The 19,961-nt window shown below is 62.4% G+C and carries 19 protein-coding genes; 4 read left to right on the forward strand and 15 right to left on the reverse strand.

Going from position 1 to position 19,961, the window contains the following annotated elements; translation table 11 throughout:
• Positions 1-4 precede the first annotated feature (4 nt).
• From ACH2CW_RS10290 to ACH2CW_RS10355, 14 genes are all read right to left on the reverse strand, one after another.
• Positions 5-751, reverse strand: coding sequence for an energy transducer TonB (locus ACH2CW_RS10290; protein ID WP_395057741.1), 747 nt, complete (start codon positions 749-751; stop codon positions 5-7).
• A 397-nt stretch (positions 752-1,148) separates the two neighbouring features.
• Entirely contained in the window at positions 1,149-1,385 is a 237-nt protein-coding gene (locus ACH2CW_RS10295) for a bacterioferritin-associated ferredoxin (protein ID WP_395057743.1), read from the reverse strand.
• Between the two features lie 71 nt (positions 1,386-1,456).
• Positions 1,457-2,233, reverse strand: a complete 777-nt coding sequence (locus ACH2CW_RS10300; RefSeq protein WP_395057745.1) for an FTR1 family protein — start codon at positions 2,231-2,233, stop codon at positions 1,457-1,459.
• Between the two features lie 3 nt (positions 2,234-2,236).
• Positions 2,237-2,581 carry a DUF3325 domain-containing protein gene (locus ACH2CW_RS10305; RefSeq protein WP_395057746.1) on the reverse strand — a complete coding sequence of 115 codons (345 nt, stop codon included), beginning with the start codon at positions 2,579-2,581 and terminating at the stop codon, positions 2,237-2,239.
• Positions 2,574-4,160 (reverse strand): PepSY-associated TM helix domain-containing protein, encoded by a 1,587-nt coding sequence (locus ACH2CW_RS10310; RefSeq protein ID WP_395057748.1) that lies wholly within the window; start codon positions 4,158-4,160, stop codon positions 2,574-2,576. Before ACH2CW_RS10310 ends, ACH2CW_RS10305 begins: the two co-directional genes overlap by 8 nt.
• Positions 4,161-4,169: 9 nt before the next feature.
• The gene (locus ACH2CW_RS10315) at positions 4,170-4,559 is read right to left on the reverse strand and encodes a hypothetical protein (protein WP_395057750.1); all 390 of its coding nucleotides are present in this window, start codon (positions 4,557-4,559) and stop codon (positions 4,170-4,172) included.
• Between the two features lie 40 nt (positions 4,560-4,599).
• The gene (locus ACH2CW_RS10320; RefSeq protein WP_395057752.1) at positions 4,600-5,370 is read right to left on the reverse strand and encodes a DUF4198 domain-containing protein; all 771 of its coding nucleotides are present in this window, start codon (positions 5,368-5,370) and stop codon (positions 4,600-4,602) included.
• Between the two features lie 21 nt (positions 5,371-5,391).
• Complete coding sequence (locus ACH2CW_RS10325) at positions 5,392-7,548, reverse strand: TonB-dependent siderophore receptor (protein WP_395057754.1); 2,157 nt, start codon at positions 7,546-7,548, stop codon at positions 5,392-5,394.
• 8 nt (positions 7,549-7,556) lie between these two features.
• Positions 7,557-9,740 (reverse strand): TonB-dependent receptor, encoded by a 2,184-nt coding sequence (locus ACH2CW_RS10330; protein ID WP_395057756.1) that lies wholly within the window; start codon positions 9,738-9,740, stop codon positions 7,557-7,559.
• Between the two features lie 168 nt (positions 9,741-9,908).
• Complete coding sequence (gene bfr / locus ACH2CW_RS10335; protein ID WP_395057758.1) at positions 9,909-10,385, reverse strand: bacterioferritin; 477 nt, start codon at positions 10,383-10,385, stop codon at positions 9,909-9,911.
• A gap of 190 nt (positions 10,386-10,575) precedes the next feature.
• The gene (gene ahpF, locus ACH2CW_RS10340; protein ID WP_395057760.1) at positions 10,576-12,147 is read right to left on the reverse strand and encodes an alkyl hydroperoxide reductase subunit F; all 1,572 of its coding nucleotides are present in this window, start codon (positions 12,145-12,147) and stop codon (positions 10,576-10,578) included.
• 96 nt (positions 12,148-12,243) lie between these two features.
• Positions 12,244-12,807, reverse strand: a complete 564-nt coding sequence (ahpC, locus tag ACH2CW_RS10345) for an alkyl hydroperoxide reductase subunit C (RefSeq protein ID WP_395057762.1) — start codon at positions 12,805-12,807, stop codon at positions 12,244-12,246.
• Positions 12,808-12,951: 144 nt separating this feature from the next.
• On the reverse strand, positions 12,952-13,458 hold the full coding sequence (locus tag ACH2CW_RS10350) for a molybdopterin-binding protein (protein WP_395057764.1): 507 nt from the start codon (positions 13,456-13,458) through the stop codon (positions 12,952-12,954).
• A complete protein-coding gene (locus ACH2CW_RS10355; RefSeq protein WP_395057766.1) occupies positions 13,452-13,715 on the reverse strand; it encodes a winged helix-turn-helix domain-containing protein in 264 nt (87 codons plus the stop codon). Before ACH2CW_RS10355 ends, ACH2CW_RS10350 begins: the two co-directional genes overlap by 7 nt.
• An 80-nt stretch (positions 13,716-13,795) precedes the next feature.
• On the opposite strand from ACH2CW_RS10355, the gene modA reads away from it, so the two are divergent.
• The 3 genes from modA to modC are packed head-to-tail and all read left to right on the forward strand — an operon-like array spanning position 13,796 to position 16,320.
• On the forward strand, positions 13,796-14,548 hold the full coding sequence (gene modA / locus ACH2CW_RS10360) for a molybdate ABC transporter substrate-binding protein (protein ID WP_395057768.1): 753 nt from the start codon (positions 13,796-13,798) through the stop codon (positions 14,546-14,548).
• 12 nt (positions 14,549-14,560) lie between these two features.
• Positions 14,561-15,247 carry a molybdate ABC transporter permease subunit gene (modB, locus tag ACH2CW_RS10365; protein WP_395057770.1) on the forward strand — a complete coding sequence of 229 codons (687 nt, stop codon included), beginning with the start codon at positions 14,561-14,563 and terminating at the stop codon, positions 15,245-15,247.
• Positions 15,244-16,320: a molybdenum ABC transporter ATP-binding protein gene (gene modC / locus ACH2CW_RS10370; protein WP_395057772.1), complete on the forward strand. Its 1,077-nt coding sequence runs from the start codon at positions 15,244-15,246 to the stop codon at positions 16,318-16,320. Before modB ends, modC begins: the two co-directional genes overlap by 4 nt.
• Positions 16,321-16,506: 186 nt before the next feature.
• On the opposite strand, the gene ACH2CW_RS10375 is transcribed toward modC, so the two are convergent.
• Positions 16,507-17,328, reverse strand: coding sequence for a pyruvate, water dikinase regulatory protein (locus ACH2CW_RS10375; protein WP_395057774.1), 822 nt, complete (start codon positions 17,326-17,328; stop codon positions 16,507-16,509).
• A gap of 177 nt (positions 17,329-17,505) precedes the next feature.
• Here ACH2CW_RS10375 and ppsA point away from each other — a divergent pair, with 177 nt between their 5' ends.
• Positions 17,506-19,905, forward strand: coding sequence for a phosphoenolpyruvate synthase (gene ppsA / locus ACH2CW_RS10380; protein WP_395057776.1), 2,400 nt, complete (start codon positions 17,506-17,508; stop codon positions 19,903-19,905).
• Positions 19,906-19,961: the final 56 nt, after the last annotated feature.

Genomic DNA, 19,961 nt, shown 5'->3' on the forward strand with positions numbered 1-19,961 from the left:
ATGCTTACTCCAGAACAAAATTAATCGGGGCCTTGAGCAGGTACTCGGTATTGGCATCGGAGCCCGCGCGGCGGAAAGGTGTCACTTGCGAGGCCATCACCGCCTCGTAGGCGGCGCGGTCCAGGCGCTCAAAACCGCTGGACTTGAAGACGCTGGCCCGCACGGCACGGCCGGCCGCGTTGTAGTACACGTCGATGACAACCACGCCGGACTCGCCGTTGCGCTTGCTCAGCGACGGGTAGACCACGCGTGGCGGCCGGATGTATTCGGTCTCGCCCTGGGTCACTTCGACCAGGCGCGGCGGCGCCGGTGGTGCCGGAGGCGTGGGCGCGGGGGGGGCGGGCGGGGCGGGCGGGGCGGGCGGGGCGGGAATCGGCGGTGCCGGCGGCTGCGGCTCGACCACACCGGTAGGTGCATGGGGCGCCGATGACGGCACCGGCTCGCGAACCGCCACCGGCAAGGGCGGGGGCCTCGGCACCTTGGACACCGCCTTGGGCGGAGGTGACGGTGGAGGGGGCGGTGGGGGTGGTGCGACCCTGGGCGGTTCGATCTCGATGATGCGCGTCAGCATCTCCACGGGCACCACGATTTCAGCCGCGCGGCGCAGCAGGCCGTTTTGCATGGCCCACAACACCGCGACATGAAAGACGACCACGCTGGTGGCAATCACGAGGTTGCGATTCAGGGGTTTGCGCACGGTGGCCTGGGCAGAGGAGAAAACGGGAGGAGTCGAAAGGACAGGGGCGTTCATCAGGAGTTTAGGGCCTGTTCAGACTCATGCAGACGCAAATGCGCAGCGGATGCCGGCCAGATCGGTCAAGGGCGAAAAATCCACCAGAGCGGGCCCACCGCGAGGATCAGACTGCCGGCGAGAGTTGCAAATAAGGTGAGGGAGGATTCCATGCGCTGCCTTCCAGGGGGTTGGTGGGGGATGCCCCTCCCCATTCCCGCCATGCGCGTTCGGGTCCAAAACGGTATGATTTGCTCGCCAACACCACGCTGCGTGTGCTGAAGCACACGCAAGGGGTTTGGTGAGGAAAGCGCCCGTTTTGGGCCGAACCCGAAGGGGCGTGGTTTTGCGGGCGATCCGCTTCGTTCCAAAACCAGGCAAGGCAGAAAGCCTTGTCTTGGGTTTTGCGCCTCACGGCTCATCCCGCAAAAGCCCCGCCGCGCTCGGCGGGAATGGGGAGGGGCATCCCCAGCTTGATATTTGCGGTCGGGCAACTGCCGTTGCATTGCGCGACCACGTCGCGCGCACAGCCTTCGCACTGGCCGCACTGGGTGGCGACACCCAGTTCGAACTGGATCTCGTCGAAACCCAGACCGGCACGGGCGTGGCGGGCAATTTCGCGGTCAGAGATTCGGCGGCAGACACAAACAATCATGGATTGGCTTGCTGGTTGGTGATTCGTTGCATTATTATAAATACGAATCTGTCGCATTTGCAATAACCTATTTATGGTCGGGCCAAGTTTTGGCCTGCGCGCCGGTCCTGCCAGTGCGCGGCCGCCAGCCATACCGTGGGCACCACCACCAACGCCAGCGAGATCAACTGCGCGGTCGTGCCTTCGGCCAGGTCTTCGGTAGCGGTATGCCACCAGGCATTGTCGATACCGGGAATCAACGCAGACTCGGTGAACTCGTGCAAAGCGTAAACCACCAGCTGCGCCGCGAACACGAGCATGAACCAGGCAGTAACGCGGAAAAACCGGCCCAAATCAACAGCCTTGCCGTACCGCACCCAGGCCCCGGCAATCGCAATCGCCAGAGCCAGACCCAGCAGTCCCCCCCAAACCATGTAACCAAGCTCTGCGCTGGACGCCAGCGAGGCCAGCATGGTGGCGGTTTCCACGCCTTCGCGGCCAACCATGAAAAGCGTGAAACCGAAGACGGCAAACCACGCTTTTGAGCCATCCAGAACCGATGCCTGGTCGAGCCGGGCCTGGATGTCGCGGCCCATGTTTTTACCGACCTTCATCATGTGTACCACGCACCAGATCACTGCAGCTGCTGCCAACAGTGCCGTCACGCCCTCGGCCGTGGGGGACAGGGCGCCGATCCGGGACAAGGCATAACCGAGCAGAAGCGAGAGGGTCACTGCCACCGCCAGGCCGCTGCGAATGGCCCCGAGCAAATGCTCCCGTCCCGTGCGGCGAAGGTAGAGCGTGGCAATGGCCACCACCAGCAGGGCCTCCAGCCCCTCACGAAAAGCGATCAACAGTGTTTGGAACATGGCTTACCTCGGAAGTGATGAAAAAGACAGAACAAGGCCTAGCACCCGCGCCAAACCGGACAGCCAGCGCGGACGCCAGGTGAGCGTCAGGGCCATGGCCATGGCCGCGGCTGAGAGAGACAGCACCCACAACAGGCTGCCGAAACTGACGCCATGACCCGCGATGCAACACACCAGGCTCACACCAATTGCTATGAAACCGATAGCGCGTTGGGTAAGCAGAAAAGGGGCTGGGGGCATAGTTGACTGATAAACACGAACAAAGTGGCGTTCCTGGCTCAGCGCCAGCAGCGCAAAGCCCAGCCACGCAGCCATCAAGCCCGCCAGGGCGCAGGCGGTCTCACGCATGGCGAGCCCTTGTGGTGCTTGCCGCGCGCAACGGGTGTTCTTCGGCCGTGCGCCCCAGTTGGCGCGCTGTCCAGGCGGCGAGGGCGGCGCTGGCAAGCAGCATCAGGTCCATGCCAGCCACCGCCCACAAGCCCTGACCCAGCGTGTGAATCAGGTGATGGCCGGTGCTGGCCCAGTTAAGGGCCACGGCCGTGGCGGCCAGCACGGCGAGCAAGGCGCTTTGCTCACGCCATGCGTGGCGGGCGCGCCAGGCCGCATGCGCCAGCATTGCCAGCCAGCTCACATAGAAGATCCCCATTTCCAGCCCGGCGCGCGAATAGCCGCCCCAGGAAGCGTCCAGCGGCAGCAGCCGGTTGGCGATGAAAAACTGGCAGGTCGCGACCATGATGCCGGGTACGCTGGCCACCGCCAGCGCTTCAACCACACGCACGCCGTGCAGCCCTTTTTTGGCATGGCTGGCGCGGCGGCGTTCGAGCCAGAAGATGAAGCCGGTGGCAATCATGATGCAGCCCGACAGGCCTGCCAGAAAGTACAGCCAGCGCAGCAGCCAGTGCTCAAACTGGATGAAATGCAGGCCACTGATAAACCGCTGCGCCGTCATCACCGGCTGGGCGGTGAAACTGTGCAGGGGCTGGCCCGAGCGCGCGTCCAGATAGAGCTGGTCCAGGTTCATGGTGACGCTGTCGGCGTAAGTGCGGCGCAGCTCGACATAGCTGGCCTGGTCACCCGGATGCCAGACGCGGATGAAGTTGGCCTCTGCGCCTTGCCACTGTGCGCCAGCCTGCGCGCGCATGCCGTCCAGGGAAGCGATGGGCGCGCCGGACGCGCCGCTCCTCGGCCGTTTGTACTGCCCATAGCCGTCTTGGTTGAAGGCCTGCCGCGCTGCTGCAAGGTCTTTGGCATCCGGGTAGGCGGCACTGTAACTGCTGGGCCAGTAAATGCCCATGAAGATGATCAGACCCGACAGCGCCATGACAAAGTGAAATGGCAGGCTCAGCACGCCGGACAGGTTGTGTAAGTCCAGGCTGGCACGCGGGGTTTGTTTTTTGGGGCGAAATAAAAAGAAGTCTGCGAAGATTTTGCGGTGAATCACCACGCCGCTGACCACCATCACCAGCATGGCCATGCCTGCCAGCCCCACCAGCCAGTAACCGATGTCTTTCCATTTCAGATGCAGGCTGTAGTGAAACGGAAAGATAAAGCCCGTGCCTGCCAGCGTGTCGGTATGCGGCAGCACGGCGCCAGTTGTCGGGTGCAGGTAACGGCGCTCCGTTGTTTTGGTTTTCTCGTCGCGCCAGCGCAGTTCAAGGGCGGGCACACGCTCGCTGGGCAGGCGCATCAACCATTGGTCGCTTCCCTGCGTCAGCCGCATCGCGTTGTCGGTGATCGGGCCGTCCAGTTGGATGGCCTGCGATGCCAGCGCCGGACTCAGGCGCGAGCCGGGGTTCATCCAGCGGTCAATCTCGCGGTCGAACACGCTGAGCGTGCCCATCCAAAAAATCGCAAACAGCAGGCTTCCGATCACCACCCCGGCCCAGGTGTGCAGCCCGGCCATGGATTGACGAAAAGTCGGCTCCATTTGCGCTCCTCAATGGACGACGAAAGTCAGCCCTGCCGCCAACAAGCCAGCCCCCGTCAGCGTGGCCCACAGCCGCACGAGGCTGCGCACGCTAAATGCCCAAAGCAACACCAGCAGATAAATGACGAAACCGAGCATGGCAGCGAGTACCACTGCGTCGCTGCGCGGCATGCCGCCAAGCGCCAGACTCGCCGACATCAGGCCAACCGATGCGGTGGTGAAGGCGTATCCACCGGCAACGGCGCCTGCGACCCGCAGCACCACGGCGCGGGCCTGGCGCAGTGACGACTGATGGCTTCGTTTCAAATCCGTATACGCTATGGATTTAATAGCTGCATATGACGGCTGCATATGGGGTGAAGCCGTATTTTGTTTGAAGATGTTGACGCTGGTGTGCATGTCCCGTCCCGGTTCAATCACTTGTTTTGGGCCAATCGCTTCACTTGTTCGGTGCGGCGGGCGCGGGCGATGGCAGAGCGGCGATGCCGGCAGGCTGCATCAAGGTCAGGCTGGTGACGTAGCTGGCGCGGTCATACGTTTCGGGACCACCGGCTGCGGTACGCTCGCCGCCGTTTTTGTCGCTGTGGCTCATCTCTAGCACATAGGTGCCGCGCCAGGGCATTGAGACTTTGAGTTTTCCTTCCGCGTTGCTGTAGCGGGTTTGCGACCAGCCTGAAGCGGTGATGACCTCCACTTTTGCCTTGGGCAGCGGCTGGCCTTTGTAAAACGCCTGCACTTCCACGCCGTCTTTGCCTGCGTTGCCGGTGGGCACCAGGTCCAGCGTCAGCTTCGGGTCTTGTTTGCCGGAGTCGGTTACCAATCGGGCCGCCGGGTGGTACAGGCTGCGCAGGGTTTTGTCACCCTCCTTGCGTTCGCTGATCGGGTAGGCCGGCTCTTCTGCCACGATGGACTCGCCCTTGGCTGCGCGCGCGGCGATGGCGAAGCCCACTGGGGTTTTGCTGATAACCAGCGCCTGTTCCCCCTTGGCCGACAATTTGAAGGCCACTGGCTGCGGAAACTTGTCCAGCAAGCCGGGCGAGGCTTCGCGCAGGTTGCCGCCGAATTCACCAAAGAAAAAGGTGGCGTTGCCGGCTTTCTGGCCGGGTGCGGGTTGCTCGATCCAGACGTGATGCGCCTGAGCGCTGCCCAGCAACAACATGCCGGTGAAAAAAGCCATGGATTTGAAGGTACGCAGGTGTCGGTTGGTCATGGAGAGCTCCTTGAAAAAATTTCAGAACGTGTAGCGCAGATTGGCCGTCAAGGTGCGGCGCGCGCCATAAAAACAGTCGCCTCGGTTCAAACAGGTGGTGACATGTACCTTGTCGGTCAGGTTGTTGACGGTGAAGCTGGCTTTCCAGGGACCTTGTTCGTAGCCGAGCATGGCGTCCAGCAGGGTGAAGGCCGGTGTTTCCAGAATGTCGCGGCCGTCCCACGAACTGCCGACATAACGCAAGCCTGCGCCCACTGAGAACCCGCCCTTGCCCGCCAGCTGAAACTTGTAGCGGCCCCACAGCGAGGCTTGTTCGCCGGGCACGCTGGACAGGCGTTTGCCGAGTTCGGCAGCGGTGTTGGACTTGCTGACTTTGGCGTCGGTCTGGCTGTAGCCGGCAATCAGGTCGAAGGCGCGCGTGACCGCCACATTGGCCTCCAGCTCAAAGCCCTTGATGCGAGCCTCGCCGATCTGTACCTGGTTTTGCGGGTTGGTCGGGTCGGGTGTGCGGCGGTTGGTTTCGCGGATGTTGTAGATCGCCGCGGTGTAGCTGGTGTTGCTGCCGGGCGGCTGGAATTTCAGGCCCAGTTCCTGCTGCTGGCTGTTCTGTGGTTGGTAGGCCTGTCCGAAGAAGTTGACACCGGCCACAGGCACAAAGGATTCAGAGTAGCTGGCATACGGCGTCCAGCCTTCGGGGCTGGCATAGGCCAGGCCGAGGCGGCCCGTGGTGGCGCTGCTGTCGATTTTCGAGGCTGTAGCGCCGCCGGTGTCCGACGTGGCCTTGTCATGGCGCAGGCCGGCCACACCGATCCAGCGTTCGTTCCACTTGGCCTGATGCTGCAGGTACAGGCCCGACTGCGTCTGCACCGTCGGAACAATCGGCACGGCTCCCAGCGGCGTGAAATTGCCATACACCGGCGCGTAGACGTTGATGGCGGGCGCATTGGCGCTGGCGCGGCCACCGCCCAGGGTCACGTCCTGCCAGTCCCAGCCAGCGAGCAGGGTGTTTTCAAGCGCACCGTTGCGCCACCTGGCCTGCACCTGTGTATCAACCGTCAGCGCATCGGCCTCGTTTTGCTGGTTGATGATGGTGCGGTTGATGGTTTGGTCGTCGGCATTGAGCACCGGCGCTGGGGCGAAGCGCGCATACAGCGACTTGTAGCTGACCTTGCTGTCGCTCTTGCGCAGGTTTTGCCTGATGGTGAAGGTGTCATTGAACTGGTGAGAGGCCTCATACCCGACCACGGTTTGTTCGGCCCGGTATTCGTCGAACCCAGGCTCGCTGATGAAGGTGTGGGTAGGAGTCTGGCCGCGTGGCGCCGGCAGCAGCGTGCCGCGCCACGGAAAAAAGCCCACCGACGAGCCCGACAGGTCTTTTTGCGCGTTGGCGTACAGCGTGACGCTGGTGCGCGTGTCGGGCCGCCAGGTCAATGCGGGGGCCAGCAGGCTGCGGTCGTCCGGCACATGGTCCACCTGGCTGCCGCTGTCGCGGCCGAGCGCGATGAGGCGGTAGAGCAGGGTGCCATCGGCATTGAGCGGGCCAGTCAGGTCCATCGCCACCTGTTTGCGGCTGAAGCTGCCGACCGACAGGTCAATCTGCTTTTGTGCATCCGCCTGGGGGCGCCTTGACACCATGTTGACCAGTCCGCCAAAACCGCCCTGACCGTACAGCACCGACGCCGGGCCACGCACCACTTCCACGCGTTCCAGCGTGTAGGGGTCGGGGCGGATGTTGTTGTAGCCGCCGAACAGCATGCGCAGGCCGTCCTGGTACTGCACAAAGGCCGTGCCGCGGATGTTGGCCCAGTCGCCGCGGTTGTCGAAACCGTAGGTGTTGGCGAAAACGCCTGGTGTGTAGCGCAGGGTGTCCTGCAGGTTGGCTGCGCCCTGGTCTTCGATCAGTTCGCGCGTGATGACCGAGATCGATTGCGGCGTCTCGTTGAGCGGCGTGTCGGTTTTGGTGGCGCTGGCCGAACGGCTGGCGCGGTAGCCGATGACCGGGCTGGTGGCGGTTTCCTTGAGCGCTTCTTCCCTGACAGTGATGCCCGGCAGGGTTTGCGCCGCGGCCATCTGCGCGAGGCACAGTGCGATCGGTGCCAGTGAGAAGGTTGCTATTGATTTAATAGCTGCTTGCGCCGGTCCCATATGGGCTAGAGAGTGTTTTAATGAATTCCGCATGATGACAATCAGAATTTGACGCGCATGCTGACCTGCAACTCACGCGGCGCGCCAGGCAAAATCAGGTTGTCGTTGCTGCCATGGCTGGAGACGATGTATTTCTTGTCGGTGATATTTTTCAGGTTCACCCCGAACTCGTAGCGCCCGGTCCTGTAGCTGCCGGCCAGGTCCCCGGTCAGGTAAGCCGGCAGGACGACGAGGTTGGTCAGCGAGGCAAAACGCTCGCCGACATAGTTGAGCCCGCCGCCCAGCCTGAAGCCGTTGCCGATGTCCTTCATGGCCCAGAGCGACGCCGAGTGGCGTGGCGTCAGCGCCGGCACCTTGCCCAGCGACGGCACTGAAACCACCGGCAATTGCAGCGAGCTGACCCGCGCCACGGACGCCACCATTTCGCCGTCAAGATAGGCGTAGCCCGCGCTCACGTCCCACCGGCCCGGCAGGCGACCGCTGGCCGTGAGTTCCAGCCCGTTGGTGCGCTGCGTGCCCACGTTGATTTGCTGGCTGGGGTTGGCCGGGTCGGTGTTCTTGATGTTGCTGCGCTGCAGGTTGAACAGGGCCGCGGTCACGCTGAGCGCGCCGTTCAGCAGACCGAGCTTGCTGCCGACTTCAACATTGCGCGTGACCTCCGGTTCATTGGCCACGTTGCTGCCGGCCAGAGCAAAGGCTTCGGCCGACGGTTGGAAGGAGCGGCTGTACGAGAGGTAATGCGACTGCGCATCGGTGGGCTGCCACACCAGACCGGCGCGCGGACTGAAGCTGCGGTCGGTACGGGCCAGGGGCGTGAGCTTGCGCTCAAAAGTGGTGGATTGCCTGAATTCGTCATAACGAAGTCCGGCCAGCGCTTTCCAGTTTTTCGCCAACGTGAGCTGGTTTTGAAGATACACACCCAGCACGTCTTGCGTGGTGTTGTTGGGAATCGCGCTGTCGGCTGCCAGGCTGGCCGCGCTGAATGCCGGGATTGTCGCCAGGCTTGGGTTAAAGATGGACACCCGCGCCACGGTGCCGGCCGAGATGGATTCGGAGCGGCGTTTCTGTCGCCCCATTTCCATGCCAAAGAGCCACTCTTGCTTGAAACCCCCCAGCGTATTTTTATAGGTGAAGTCGGTCTGGTTGAACCAGCCTGATTCGTCCCGGAAGACGGCGCTGCGGGTCAACCCGACGGTTAGCGCCACCGGGTCTGTCGTGCCACTGGGCAGGGTGTTGTAGCGGTCCAGCTCGTAGCTGTAGTAGCGGCTGGTGTTGCGCACGCTGAAGACGTCATTGAAGCTGTGGTTCAGCGTGGCGGTGTAGGTATCGACCTGGCTGGTGCTGGTGTCGTCGCGCCGTGCACTGCTTGAACCGTAATAGGTGCTGGCGGGCACATCGACCGGGCGGCCGTTGAGCGCCGGGATGCCGAAGTCCGTCACGCGCTGGTCGCGCGCCTTGGTGTATTGCAGCAGCAGGGAGGTCTGGGTGCTGAGCTTGAGCGCCAGCGAAGGCGCAAAACTGTAGCGGTCCACGAATTGCTGGTCGCGGTAGCTCCCGGAGTCTTCGCGCGCCGCGTTCAGGCGAAAGGCTGCTGCTTCGCCCAGCGGCAGGTTCACATCGGCTTCCACGCGCCTGAGCTGGTGGCTGCCCAATACAAGCCCCGCTTCGCCCGTTGTCTCGCCGAATTTCGGTTTTTTGGTGATGCGGTTGATGAGGCCGCCGGAAGAGCCGCGACCGTACAGGACGGCTGAGGGCCCTTTGAGCACCTCGACCCGCTCAATATTGGACAGGTCGCGAAAGTACAGCGCGTCATCGCGCAGGCCGTCGGAAAACTGGTCGGATATGGCGGAAAAGCCGCGAATCACCACCTGGTCGCGCTGGCCGTCGCCATGGCTTGCGGCGACACCCGGTACGTTGCGCAATGCGTCTTCCAGCGAGCGTGCGGCCTGGTCACGAAGCAGCTCGCCCGGTACCACGTTGACGGTCTGCGGAATGTCGCGCAACGGCGCGCTGCTTTTGGTGGCAGTGCTGCTGGTCGTGGGCGAGTAGCCTTGTTCGGTGTCAGCGCGGATAGTGATGTCCGGCAGAACCTGGGCCTGCACCCACTGCGCGGCGCACAGGGCCAGCGGCGTCAAAGCGAAATTTGCTATGCGTTTTGTAGCTCTGCGCGCAATCGTGGCGCGGGCAGGAGGGGTAATCTGATTGAAAAAAGCGGGAAGAATCATGATGAAGCACAGGCGCAGGCAAGGGTTGCTGGCTGGCTTCACACCTCAAAGGTATGGGCTGGCGGAGTTTTATTGTAGTCTATAAATGAGAACTATTCGTATTAATGACGCCGTTTGACCACAAAAAACGGGGCTGGGCCCCGTTGTGTTTTAGCTGTAGGCGCCGCCTCAGCTCAGCTCACCCATTTGGCTCTGCAGATAATTCTGGATACCCACCTTGTTGATCAGCTCGATCTGGGTTTCCAGAAAGTCGATGTGTTCCTCGGTGTCGTCGAGGATGCCCTGCAGCAAGTCGCGTGAGACGTAGTCCCGCACACTTTCGCAGTGGGCCATGCCAGCCTTGATGGTGGCCTGGGCGCCGGTTTCGGCCTTTAGGTCGCAGGCCAGGGCTTCCGGCACGTCCTCGCCGATCATGAGTTTGCCGAGGTCCTGCAGATTGGGCAGGCCGTCAAGCATGAAGATGCGGTCCATCAGCTTGTCGGCGTGTTTCATCTCGCCGATGGATTCCTCGTATTCCTTCTTGGCCAGCTTGTCCAGACCCCAATGCTTGTACATGCGGTAGTGGAGGAAGTACTGGTTGATGGCAGTCAGCTCGTTTTTGAGCTGGGCCTGCAGATGGGTGATGACTTGTGCGTCGCCTTTCATGGCATTCCTTTTTTGTTTGATTGTTGGTTGATTGCTGTGATTGTCTCCGCACAAACGCCTCAACTCAAGCATTCCCATGCGGGCGAGGTCTGCTTGCGTGTGAGTGTGATAACCGTTCGTATTGCACTTGATTGCAGCGCGAAAAAAAGCCCGCCAGCGGCGGGCTTTCGAGAGCAGGGCCCGTGGCCGCTCAGTGCGCAGTGGCAGGGCTACGGATCAGGTAATCAAAAGCACCGAGCGCCGCCTTGGCGCCGTCGCCGGCCGCGATGATGATCTGCTTGAAGGGCACGGTGGTCGCGTCGCCGGCGGCAAAGACACCGGGTACCGATGTCTGGCCACGTGCGTCAACGATGATCTCGCCGTGTTTGGATAAATCCACCACACCCTTGAGCCAGTCGGTGTTCGGTACCAGGCCGATCTGGATGAACACACCTTCGAGCGCCACGGTCTTGAGCTCGCCAGTCGCGCGGTCCTTGTAGACCAGGCCGGTGACTTTCTGGTCGCCGGTGATCTCGGTGGTCTGCGCGTTGGTGAACACCTCGACGTTGGCCAGGCTCTTGAGCTTGTTCTGCAGCACCGCGTCGGCGCGCAGCGCGGTGTCGAACTCGACCAGCGTCACATGGCCGACGATACCGGCCAGGTCAATCGCCGCCTCGACACCGGAGTTGCCGCCGCCGATCACCGCCACACGTTTGCCCTTGAACAGCGGACCGTCGCAATGCGGGCAGTAAGCCACACCCTTGTTCTTGAACTCCTGCTCGCCGGGCACGTTGATATTGCGCCAGCGCGCGCCGGTGGAGATGATGACTGACTTGCTTTTGAGCGAAGCGCCGCTTTCGAGCTGGATCTCGATCATGTCCTTGCCCGCGCCGGTGTTTGGCACCAGCGCCTTGGCGCGTTGCAGGTTCATGATGTCCACGTCGTAGTTGCGCACATGTTCTTCGAGTGCGTGTGCGAATTTGGGGCCTTCGGTTTCCTTGATCGAGATGAAGTTCTCGATGCCCAGGGTGTCGAGCACCTGGCCGCCGAAACGCTCGGAGGCCACGCCGGTGCGTATGCCCTTGCGTGCCGCGTAGACGGCGGCGGCTGCGCCGGCCGGGCCACCACCAACGATGAGCACATCGAAGGGATCCTTGGCATCAATCTTTTTGGCTTCGCGTTCGACACCGCTGGTATCGATCTTGGCCAGGATTTCTTCCAGGCTCATGCGGCCGTTGCCGAACATGGTGCCGTTGAGGAAGACCGTGGGCACACCCATGATCTCGCGCTCCTTGATTTCGTCCTGGAAGGTGCCGCCCTCGATCATGGTGGTCTTGATGCGCGGGTTCTGCACCGCCATCAGGTTCAGGGCCTGCACCACGTCAGGACAGTTGTGGCAGGTCAGCGAGACATACACCTCGAAGTCGAGGTCGCGGTCCAGCGCGCGGATCTGCTCCAGCATGGCCTGCTCGACCTTGGGCGGGTAGCCGCCGATCTGCAGCAGCGCCAGGATCAGCGAGGTGAATTCGTGGCCCATGGGCAGGCCGGCAAAACGCGGGCCGTGGTTTTCACCGGGGCGGTTGATGGAAAACGAGGGTTTGCGGTGCGGGTCGTCGCGGCTTTCGGTCAGCGTGACCAGCGGCGAGGACTCGGCCACGTCTTTCAGCAGCGACAACACTTCGCCCGAAGCCTCGCTGTCGTCGAGCGAAGCGACGATCTCGATCGGCTGTGTGGCGCGTTCAAGGTAGGTTTTTAATTGGGCTTTGGTGGCTTCGTCGAGCATGAAAAACTCACTTTCACTGTCAATATCGTGTCAAAAGGGAACAAAAAAGCCCGGGGCACACCGAGGTGTGCTTTGCCCGGGCTGGCGTCGCGGGTCTTAGATCTTGCCGACGAGGTCGATCGACGGTGCAATGGTTTTGGCGCCTTCGTTCCACTTGGCAGGGCAGACCTGGCCGGGGTGGGCGGCGGTGTACTGGGCAGCTTTCAGCTTGCGCAGGGTTTCCTTGACGTCGCGTGCGATTTCGTTGGAATGGACTTCGGCCGTCTTGATCATGCCGGCGGGGTCGATCACGAAGGTGCCGCGCAATGCCAGACCTTCTTCGGGAATGAACACGTCAAAAGCCTTGGTCAGCACGTGGGTGGGGTCGCCGACCAGCGGAAACTTGGCCTTGCCGACGGCAGGGGAGGTCTCATGCCACACCTTGTGCGAGAAATGGGTGTCGGTGGTCACGATGTAGACCTCGGCGCCAGCCTTCTGGAACTCGGCGTAGTTGTCGGCTGCGTCCTCGACTTCGGTCGGGCAGTTGAAGGTGAAAGCGGCCGGCATGAAGATCAGGACCGACCATTTCCCTTTCAGCGTTTCGTTGGACACGTCAATGAACTTGCCATTGAGGTAGGCCTGGGTCTTGAACGGCTGGACGGGGGTATTGATCAGGGACATGAAATCGCTTTCTGTTGGTGGTGAAAAACAGCTCAAAGGGGCTGGTGAATGAATAGTATAACGCTGTTGATTTGATTAAATTGATAGATATTTACTATGAATTACATTGCCTGCTGCTAATGAAGCAATCACCGCGGCATCACATCAAGCGGCCAGCGCAATCACCACGGCAGCCTCGTCGATCAGCGCATTCACCGGCGTTTTTGCCTTGATCCCGCTGCCGGGCGCGGCAAATCCCACCAGTTGCAACCCGGCGTCCAGCAACAGTGACACCTCGTCGCCCGAGACGCCGCGGCTGACACGCTCGGCCCGCCCGTGCAGTTGTTGGCCCCTGTCGCGATGGGTGAGCAGTGGGGTGATGACCACGGCCGTGGCCTTGCACAGGGCCAGCACCGCCAGGTCTTTCTTCAGGCCCAGCAGTTCGGCGCTGGCTTTGGTGATGCGTGACACCAGTGCTGTCCCGTCCGGCAGTTGCAGAAATACACGCACAGTCTGGCCTTTGACCTCCAGCCTGCCGACCCGACAGGGCAACTGGTTGCGCATGCTGGTGCGCACGCCGATGTGGGTCAACACCGGCGCGTCAGGCTCCGACGCCGCCCCGGCCAGCACTTCCCGGCGTGATTCGGCCAGTCGCGCGGCAATGGTCAACAACTGGCGCCCGGCATCGGTGTCAGGGCGCCACCGCCGCCCGCGCCGCCGACGGCCCGCTGCACCAGCATGCCGCCGGCCAGGTTGCTCAGGGTGTCGATGGCCTGCCAGGCCGCCTTGTAGCTGACGCCGGCATCGCGGGCGGCTTGGGAGATCGAGCCACTTTCGCCGATCAGGCGCAGGATGTCGATGCGTTTGTCGGCAGGCTCATGGCTGAGGGCGTTGCCGAAAGACAGGGCGGCGGGGCTGGATTTTTTCATGACCAAAAAATGATGCAAACGGCAGCAGACCCGTTATTCTAAAATAGAATAGCGAAAATTCTGGTTGCTGCGGAGTGTTCATGCGTGTCAAGGCCCTGTGTTTTCTGCCTGTGTGGCTGCTGTGTCTGGCCGCGCCGGCGCTGGCTGCCGACGTCCAGGTCGCGGTGGCGGCCAACTTCACCGCGCCCATGAAACGCATCGCTGCGGAGTTTGAGAAAGACAGCGGCCACAAGGCGGTATTGTCCTTCGGCGCCACCGGCAAGTTCTACGCGCAGATTCGCCATGGCGCGCCGTTCGAGGTCTTTCTGGCTGCTGACGACGAGACCCCGAAGAAACTCGCGCAGGAGGGCGCGGCGATCGACGGCAGCCGCTTCACCTATGCGACCGGCCGGCTGGTCTTGTGGTCAGCGCAGCCGGGCCTTGTCGATGCGCAGGGCGATGTCCTGCGAAAAGGCGGCTTTAGCAAGCTGGCGATTGCCGCACCCAAACTCGCGCCCTTTGGCGCGGCGGCGGTGGAGACGTTGACGCGGCTCGGCGTGATGGCGGCGCTGGAGCCGAAACTCGTGACAGGTGAAAGCATGGGCCAGGCCTTCAGCTTTGTGGCCACCGGCAATGCCGACCTCGGGTTTGTTGCGCTGTCCCAGGTCCATGAAGGCGGCAAGCTCAAGACAGGTTCGGCCTGGATCGTGCCCGAGACCTTGCACAGCGCCATTCGCCAGGACGCCGTGTTGCTGGCCAAAGGAAAAGACAAGCCGGCGGCGCAGCAGCTTTTGGCCTTCCTGAAAACCGACAAGGCCAAGGCGGTGATTCGCTCCTTCGGCTACCAGCCCTGAGGTTCCACCGACATGCTGGACGACGCTGCTTTTCAAGCCATCGCGCTGACGGCCAAGCTGGCTGCGACAACCACCATCGTGCTGCTGCTGGCTGGCACGCCGCTGGCCTGGTGGCTGGCACGCACACGCTCCAGGCTCAAGGGGCTGGTTGGCGCGCTGGTGGCTTTGCCGCTGGTGTTGCCGCCAGTGGTGCTCGGTTTTTACCTGCTGGTGCTGATGGGGCCGCAGGGCCCGGTCGGTGCACTGACACAGTCGCTGGGCTGGGGCCTGCTGCCGTTCAGCTTTGCCGGGCTGGTGGTCGGGTCGGTGTTTTATTCGCTGCCCTTTGTGGTGCAGCCTTTGCAAAATGCGTTTGAGGCCATCGGCGAGCGTCCGCTCGAAGTTGCTGCGACCCTGCGCGCGTCGCCGCTGGACACCTTTGTGACGGTGGTACTGCCACTGGCGCGTCCCGCCTACCTGACAGCCGCGGTCATGGGGTTTGCGCACACGGTAGGGGAATTCGGCATCGTATTGATGATGGGCGGCAACATTCCCGGGCAGACGCGGGTGTTGTCGGTACAAATCTACGACCACGTCGAGGCCCTGGAATATGCGCAGGCGCACTGGCTGGCCGGTGGTCTGCTGCTGTTTTCTTTCCTCGTGTTGCTGGCGCTGTATGCGCTGCAGCCCGCTAGCCGGCGGCGCGGGCAGGGCGCATGAGCGGCATCGCTGGCGCTTTTCGCCATGGCTTCGGCGGTTTCACGCTGGATGTCGCATTCGATTTGCCCGGACGCGGCGTGACCGCGATTTTCGGCGTCTCCGGCTCGGGCAAAACGAGCTTGCTGCGCTGCATCGCCGGGCTGGAACGGGCCGGCAGCGGTCGCTTGTCCGTCAATGGTGAGGTCTGGCAGGACGATGCCGCCGGCGTCTTCCTGCCGGTGCACCGCCGCCCCCTGGGTTTTGTGTTCCAGGACGCCAGTTTGTTCGACCACCTGGACGTACGGCGCAACCTTGACTATGGCCGCAGCCGCGTACCGGCGGCACAGCGCCGCGTTTCGCTGGCGCAGGCGGTTGAACTGCTGGGCATAGCACCGCTGATGGCGCGCCGGCCCGCTACGCTGTCGGGCGGCGAGCGCCAGCGCGTGGCGATCGCGCGGGCGCTGGCCACCAGCCCACGCCTGCTGCTGATGGACGAGCCGCTGGCCGCGCTGGACCTGCAGCGCAAGGCCGAGGTCTTGCCTTACCTGGAGCGCCTGCACGATGAGCTGGAAATCCCCATTCTTTATGTGAGCCACGCGCCCGACGAAGTGGCGCGCCTGGCCGATCACATGCTGCTGCTGGAGGCCGGACGTGTCACGGCGGCCGGGGCGACGCGTGAACTGTTGACCCGGCTCGATTTGCCGATGGCCCATGGTGACGCTGCGGCGGCTGTGATTGCGGCCGTGGTGACACATCTGGAGCCGGCCTGGCAATTGAGCCACCTTGAATTTACCGGCGGGCAGATCAGCCTGCCGAGTCAGGCGCTGCTGCCCGGCCAGCGCGTGCGGCTGCGCATCCAGGCGCGCGACGTCAGCCTGAGTCTGCAGCGGCAGGAAGGCAGCAGCGTGCTCAATGTGCTCGCAGCCACCGTCACCGGCCTTGCCGACGACAGCCCCGGCCAGCTCATGGTCAGCCTGGACGCCGGCGGCAGCACGCTGCTGGCGCGCATCACCCGCAAGTCGGCGGCGGCGCTGCAACTGCAGCCGGGCCGTGCGGTGTTTGCGCAGGTCAAGGGTGTGGCGGTGCTGGGGTGACGGAGTTTGCTATTCAATAGATAGCTGTTAGCTCAAGACCGGTATGGGCTCAAGACAAATTTGATCTGAAAAAAGCGCCGGGGCTTGATTTGTCGTGCTTTTACCGCGTTTTGTGCATCAAAAGTGCTTGTAACCCTTGTCGGACGGGCATAAACAGCTATTAAAAACAGAGCAGTCGGCTGCCGTCTAATACTCCAGCCGCTCCGGCCGGATTTCCTGCAGGATGGTGGTGGCGATCTCTTCAATCGACTTGGTGGTGGTCGACAGCCAGCGTATGCCTTCGCGCCGCATCATGGCTTCGGCCTCATGGATTTCGTCGCGGCAGTTCTCCAGGCTGGCGTATTTGGAGTTGGGCCGGCGTTCGTTGCGGATCTGGGCCAGGCGTTCGGCTGCAATCGTCAGACCAAAAATTTTCTTGCGGTGCGGCACCAGTGCTGGCGGCAACTGGCGGCGCTCGAAGTCTTCCGGGATCAAGGGGTAATTGGACGCCTTCAGGCCGTACTGCATCGCCAGATAGAGCGAGGTCGGCGTCTTGCCGCTGCGGCTGACCCCCACCAGGATCACGTCGGATCCGGCCAGGTCGCGGTTGCTCTGGCCGTCGTCGTGCGCCAGCGAGAAATTGATGGCCTCAATGCGGTCGTCGTACTCCTTGCTTTTGGACGCATCGGAGAAGCGCCCGACCCGGTGGTTGGACTTCAGGCCCAGTTCCGTCTCCAGCGGCGCCACAAACATGCCGAACATGTCCAGCAGCATGCCGTGGCAATCAGCCTTGAGCACCTCCAGAATCTCCATGTTGACCAGCGTGGTGAAGACAATAGGCTTGAGACCCTCGACTTCGGCCGTGTGGTTGATCTGGCGGATCGCCTGGTGCGCCTTGTCCACGCTGTCGATGAAAGGCAGACGCACGTGGCGCGGCTTGAACTCGAACTGGGCCAGGATGGCGTTGCCAAAGGTCTCGGCCGTGATACCGGTGCCGTCGGAGATGAAAAACACGGTGCGGTTGGACATGGGGAGGGGCTCGTTAAAGGGAAAAGCGCTTACACGCAAGCTGCAGGTGGCGTTCTACAATCGACCGATTATCCAGAATTGCCAGCCCATGCACCGCCCCAACCCCCTACAACACCAACAAGGTTGCCCGCCGTGCATGTGCCTGTCCCCGGTTTTTAAACCTCCCGGAGTATTTTCATGTCCAACCTTTTTGAGCCGACCGCCCTGGTCGTACCGTTTGAAAACCTGAGGATGACGGATGTCGAGGCCGTCGGCGGTAAAAACGCCAGCCTCGGCGAGATGATTTCGCAACTGCCCACCGGCCCCGAGGGTGTGCGGGTGCCGACCGGTTTTGCCACCACCGCCCACGCCTTCCGTGTGTTCCTCGCCCATGACGGCCTGGACGCCAAAATCAACGCGCTGCTGGACGCGCTCAACACTGACGACGTGCGCGCCCTGGCCGAGACCGGCAGCAAGATACGTGCGCTGGTCGAAGCCCAGCCGTTTCCGGCTGATCTTGCCAAAGCGGTGCGCGAAAATTTTGCAAACCTGAGTGCAGGCAATCCCCAAGCCAGTTTTGCGGTGCGTTCCTCAGCCACCGCCGAAGATTTGCCCGACGCGTCGTTTGCCGGCCAGCAGGAGACCTTTCTCAATGTGGTCGGCATCGAGGACGTGCTGCACAAGATGAAGGAGGTGTTTGCCTCGCTCTACAACGACCGCGCCATCAGCTACCGCGTGCACCAGGGCTTTGCCCATGCTGACGTGGCGCTGTCGGCCGGCGTGCAGCGCATGGTGCGCAGCGACCTCGGGGCGGCTGGTGTGATGTTCACCATCGACACCGAAAGCGGTTTTGAAGACGTGGTCTTCATCACCTCCAGCTACGGCCTGGGCGAAACCGTGGTGCAGGGCGCCGTCAACCCCGACGAGTTTTATGTGCACAAACCCATGCTCAAGGCCGGCAAGCGTTGCGTGATCCGCCGCAACCTCGGCAGCAAGCTGTTGCAAATGGAGTTCACCACCGCGGAAGAGAAAAAAGCCGGCGGCAAACTCGTTAAAACCACCGACGTGCCGGCCGAGCTGCGCAACCGCTACTCGCTGACTGACGCCGATGTCGAGCAACTCGCGCGTTACGCCGTGATCATCGAAAACCACTACGGCCGCCCCATGGACATCGAGTGGGGCAAGGACGGCACCGACGGCCAGCTCTACATCCTGCAGGCGCGCCCTGAAACGGTCAAAAGCCAGTCCAAGGGCAAGGCCGAAATGCGCTACAAGCTCAAGGGCACCGGCACCGTGCTGGCAGAAGGGCGGGCCATCGGCCAGAAGATAGGAACCGGCGCCGTGCGCATCGTGCACGACATCAAGGACATGGACCAGGTCCAGCCCGGCGATATTCTGGTGACCGACATGACCGACCCGAACTGGGAGCCGGTCATGAAACGCGCCAGCGCCATCGTCACCAATCGCGGCGGGCGCACCTGCCACGCGGCCATCATCGCGCGTGAACTGGGCATTCCGGCCGTGGTCGGCTGCGGCGACGCGACCGAAACCCTCAAGACCGGCATGTTGGTCACGGTGAGCTGCGCTGAAGGCGACACCGGCAACATCTATGACGGCCTGCTGGAGACCGAAGTCACCGAGGTGCAGCGCGGCGACATGCCGCCGATTGATCTGAAAATCACCATGAACGTGGGCAACCCGCAACTGGCCTTTGACTTCTGTCAGATTCCCAACCACGGCGTGGGCCTGGCGCGGCTGGAGTTTGTCATCAACAACAACATCGGTGTGCATCCCAAGGCCATCCTCGACTATCCGAATGTCGATGCCGACCTGAAAAAGGCGGTCGAAAGTGTGGCCCGTGGCCACGCCTCGCCGCGCGCTTTTTACGTCGACAAGGTGGCCGAAGGTGTGGCGACCATTGCAGCGGCTTTCTGGCCCAAACCGGTGATTGTTCGTTTGTCGGACTTCAAGTCCAACGAGTACCGCAAATTGATTGGCGGTTCGCGTTACGAGCCTGAAGAAGAAAACCCGATGCTCGGTTTCCGCGGTGCATCGCGTTACCTGAGCCCCGACTTCGGTGAGGCGTTTGCGATGGAATGCGAGGCGCTGCGGCGCGTTCGCGACGACATGGGCCTGGTTAATGTCGAGGTCATGGTGCCTTTTGTCCGCACGCTGGGGCAGGCCAAAAAAGTCACCGACCTGCTGGGCCAGCACGGCCTGAAACGTGGCGAGAAAGACCTGCGCGTGATCATGATGTGCGAGGTGCCGAGCAATGCCATCCTGGCCGATGAGTTCCTCGAATTTTTCGACGGCTTCTCGATCGGCTCCAACGATTTGACTCAGCTCACGCTGGGCCTGGACCGCGACTCGGGGCTGGCCATTCTGGCCGAGGACTTCGACGAACGCGACCCGGCCGTCAAGGCCATGTTGAGCCGCGCCATCCAGGCCTGCAAGCGCCAGGGTAAATATGTCGGCATCTGCGGCCAGGGCCCGAGCGACCACCCGGATTTTGCGCAGTGGCTCAAGGACGAAGGCATCAGTTCGCTGTCGCTCAATCCTGACACGGTGATTGCCACCTGGAAGCAACTGGCGAACTAGGTTGTTAAGCCTTTGGTTTCGGCCTCTGTGTTGCAGGGGTTGAACCAAGGGAAACC

Source organism: Polaromonas sp. (assembly GCF_043778355.1).
Taxonomy (GTDB): Bacteria; Pseudomonadota; Gammaproteobacteria; order Burkholderiales; family Burkholderiaceae_C; genus Polaromonas.